Genomic DNA, 329 nt, shown 5'->3' on the forward strand with positions numbered 1-329 from the left:
ACTGGGGTGTGCGGGCGGACGTGCTGGTCGGTCATTCGAACGGTGAGATCGCTGCCGCGCACGTGGCCGGGGTGCTGTCGCTCGGCGATGCGGCGGCGTGGGTCGTGGCCCGGGGCCGACTGATGCAGGCCCTTCCCGCCGGTGTGGCGATGCTCGCGGTGGGTGCTTCCGAGGCGGAGGTGCTGGAGTCGTTCCCGGACGTGGACGTCGCCGTGGTGAACGGCCCTGGGGCCGTGGTGGTCGCGGGCCTGGAAGCCGAGATCGACGCCGTTGCCGAGGCTGCGGGTGGGCGGGGCTGGAAGTCCAGCCGTCTGCGGACCAGTCACGCC

Annotated in this window: 1 protein-coding gene; it reads left to right on the forward strand. The window is 72.9% G+C overall.

Annotated features, from left to right (window positions below):
• Positions 1-329: acyltransferase domain-containing protein (locus PUR56_RS01375; protein WP_329947503.1), on the forward strand; the 329-nt coding region annotated here is incomplete at both ends.

This window comes from Streptomyces sp. BE303, from assembly GCF_036290945.1.
Lineage (GTDB): Bacteria > Actinomycetota > Actinomycetes > Streptomycetales > Streptomycetaceae > Kitasatospora.